This window comes from Ilumatobacter sp., assembly GCF_041688325.1.
Classification (GTDB): domain Bacteria; phylum Actinomycetota; class Acidimicrobiia; order Acidimicrobiales; family Ilumatobacteraceae; genus Ilumatobacter_A.
The window spans coordinates 1-3,080 of record NZ_JBDNIJ010000410.1 but is presented as its reverse complement, the minus strand read 5'-3'; the positions used below and the strand labels follow the sequence as shown (position 1 = coordinate 3,080).

The 3,080-nt window shown below is 60.1% G+C and carries 3 protein-coding genes; all 3 read left to right on the top strand.

From position 1 onward, the window contains the following. Positions 1–684 (top strand): ABC transporter ATP-binding protein (locus ACH2EI_RS20255; protein ID WP_395161375.1); only part of this gene is annotated, 684 nt, incomplete at its 5' end. 12 nt (positions 685–696) lie between these two features. Next, complete coding sequence (locus ACH2EI_RS20250; protein WP_395153611.1) at positions 697–1,587, top strand: branched-chain amino acid ABC transporter permease; 891 nt, start codon at positions 697–699, stop codon at positions 1,585–1,587. An 11-nt stretch (positions 1,588–1,598) separates the two neighbouring features. After that, positions 1,599–2,873 carry a branched-chain amino acid ABC transporter permease gene (locus ACH2EI_RS20245; protein ID WP_395153610.1) on the top strand — a complete coding sequence of 425 codons (1,275 nt, stop codon included), beginning with the start codon at positions 1,599–1,601 and terminating at the stop codon, positions 2,871–2,873. The last annotated feature ends 207 nt before the right edge of the window (positions 2,874–3,080 follow it).

Genomic DNA, 3,080 nt, shown 5'->3' with positions numbered 1-3,080 from the left:
CTTGAAGGCGGGTACGGCCAGATCCAGGTCTTACACGGCTTGGATTTCCACGTCGCCGATGGCGAGATCGTGATCATCCTCGGCGCCAATGGCGCTGGCAAGACGACAACGCTGCGAGCGGTGTCGGGCATGATTGCCCGCACGGGCTCAATCAAGCTGCGTGGCGAGGACATCAGCACCGCGAAGGCCCCCGACCTCGTGCGTAAAGGTGTCGCACATGTCCCTCAGGGACGGGGCACGCTGCCAGAGTTGTCCGTTGAGGACAACCTCCGAGTCGGTGCCTACATTCGAGACGACAACGAAATTGACAAAGACATCGAGCAGTGGTTCGACGTGTATCCCGTGCTCCGGGAGCGCAAGAACCAGCGCGCCGGTTCGCTCTCTGGTGGTGAGCAACAAATGCTCGCCGTCTCTCGGGCGCTCATGTCTCGACCCAGCCTGTTGTTGCTCGACGAACCGTCACTCGGGCTGGCCCCGATCATCGTGGCGGAGTTGTTTGAGCGCTTCGCCGAAATTAACAAGGAGACCGGCACGACGATGCTCGTGGTTGAACAGAACGCACAGCTCGCACTCGGCATCGGCGACCGGGGCTACGTCCTCGAGTCTGGAGCGATCTTCACCGAAGGTCCGGCCGACGAATTAATCAACGACGACGCCATCCGCAAGGCCTACCTCGGAGTCTGAGGGAAAACATCAATGGAACTCTTTCTCAATCGCATCTCTGATGGCCTGTCCAACGGAGCCACCTACGCACTGATTGCTATGGCCTTGGTCATGATCTTCAAGGCGACGACCCTGATCAACTTTGCCCAAGGCGAGTTCGCCATGTTCGGCGGATTCATCGCCCTCGTGCTTGCAACCGAACGCGGTCTCCCGATGTGGATTGCCGTCGTTGGCGCGATGGCGATCACCGCCGTCCTCGCAGCGGGCGTCGAGCGCACGCTGATCCGGCCGTTTGATCCGGCAGATCACTTACCGCTCGTCATCATCACGCTCGGACTGTTCCTTGGGATCAACGCACTTGCCGGCATCGTCTGGCGGTTCGACCCTCGCGCATTCCCCGAACTGTTCCCGTCTGGCAATGCCCTGACCTGGAATACGGCGACGCTCTCCTGGTACACGATCGGCACGGTCGCCACCATTGCAGTCGTTGCTGGTGGCCTCACGTTGCTGCTCAACACGACCAAGATCGGACTGGCTTTCCGAGCGGTGTCATCGAACCTTGAGTCGAGCGAACTCGCCGGAATTAGGGTTGGGCCGACGTTGCAGTTCGGCTGGGCGATAGCTGCGGCGGTCGGCACCCTGGGCGTCTGCGTCTTCGTTGCCTCACCGTTTCGCCAGCTCGAACCGAACGTGATGGTCACCGGCCTCATCTTCGCCGTCTCGGCTGCTGCACTCGGCGGTCTCGACAGTCTTGGCGGTGCGATCGCCGGTGGTCTCGCCATCGGCCTCGTCCAATCGATTGGGGTGCCGTATCTCGGTATCCCGAGCGAGCTCAGCTTGCTTGCCGCTGTGGCGGTACTCATGCTGGTCTTGCTGTTCAAACCATCTGGGCTGTTCGGCACGCCGCAAGTTGAACGGGTCTGAGGAAGAAAACAATGGCTACAACATCACCAAAATTCCTCTTCACTGAAGGCACGAATCACTATCGCGCCTACAAGATCGCCGGGTTTGCGCTGCTCACCCTGCTGATCTTGATCGTTGCGTTCGCGTACAACGACACCGGCTCGATCACGCTGTTCGACAACAGCTACAAGCTGAGTATCACTCGCGTCACCAAAGCAATCTCGTTCATGGTGGCGATTCTCGGGTTGCAAGTGGTCGCGGGCTTCACTGGCCAGTTGTCGCTCGGCCAGGGCTTCTTCTTCGGAACCGGCGCATACATCTCCGCCTGGCTCGTTGCGGACCAGAACTGGGCATGGTTCACGTCACTGCTGGTCGTGGTTCCGGTCTGCTTCGTGTTCGGCTTGGTGTTCGGCATTCCGGCGCTGAGGATCAAGGGCCTGTATTTGGCACTTGTCACGCTCGGTTTGGCAGCGGTCTTTCCGTCGCTGATCAAGCTTGACTTCCTGCTCCCGTACACCGGAGGCGCCGCTGGGAAGCAAGTCGATTCAGACTTCATCCCACCGAGCTGGCTGCCGCTGGACGGCATCGTCGACGCACTGCACAAGTTGCCGCTCATCGGTCAGTATTTCGGTGATGGCGGTGGAATGTCGAGCAAGGAGGAACAGCGCGTCTGGACCTTCTTCCTGATGGTGACCCTGGCCTGCATCTGCTTCAAACTGGTGAGCAACCTCATCAAGAGCCGCCCGGGTCGGGCAATCCGTGCGGTCCGTGACAATGAGACCTCGGCAGCTGTCAATGGCATGAGCCTCAGCTTCCACAAGACGATGTCCTTCGGCGTTGCTTCGGCCCTCGGTGGCGTGGGCGGCATGATCTACGTCGCTGAGCTCGGCATTGCGTCTGAAGGCGACTTCACCCAGCTCATCTCGATCCTGTTCATCGTCGGCATGGTTGTTGGTGGCGTCGGCACGTTGTCCGGCGCAGTGATTGGTGGCTTGGTTATCGCCTTCATTCCCGACTGGGCATCGTCCACGCAAAACCTGCCGGGCGTTCCTGATCGCTGGCTCCAGGGCCCCACCGGCGGGTTGATTCTCGGTGTCGGCCTGATCATCATCACGTTTGTGCTGCCGGGCGGCGTCATCTCGGGCGTCCGCAAGATCCGCGACCGATTCGTACGAGTACTGCCACAGACACCTGCGCTCGGCTTGGCCAGGGCGGGAGTTGCACTGCACGCCGATGGCGGCGATGATCTCAGCAGTGCAACGGGTGGCGACGTGTCAAACGGTCCGACCAACGCGGACGAGGCCTGACCGACTACGGTCCAGGCCGAACATTGAAGAGAAGATCTCGGTGCGTAGGGGGAGCAATTGGCTTGAGGGAATGGTCGAGCCAGAGTTTCTGAGCGTTACCGATGAAATGCCGAGCAATCGGTACCATCCAAAACCACTAGGGGAGAACATGCGAACATCACGTATCCAACGTTCTGTCGCTGGAATCATGGCCGCTGGCCTGATTTT

Excerpts from the sequence above, each read along its gene's own strand:
- ACH2EI_RS20250 (WP_395153611.1), top strand. The coding sequence starts at position 697 with ATGGAACTCTTTCTCAATCGCATCTCTGATGGCCTGTCCAACGGAGCC.
- ACH2EI_RS20245 (WP_395153610.1), top strand. The coding sequence starts at position 1,599 with ATGGCTACAACATCACCAAAATTCCTCTTCACTGAAGGCACGAATCAC.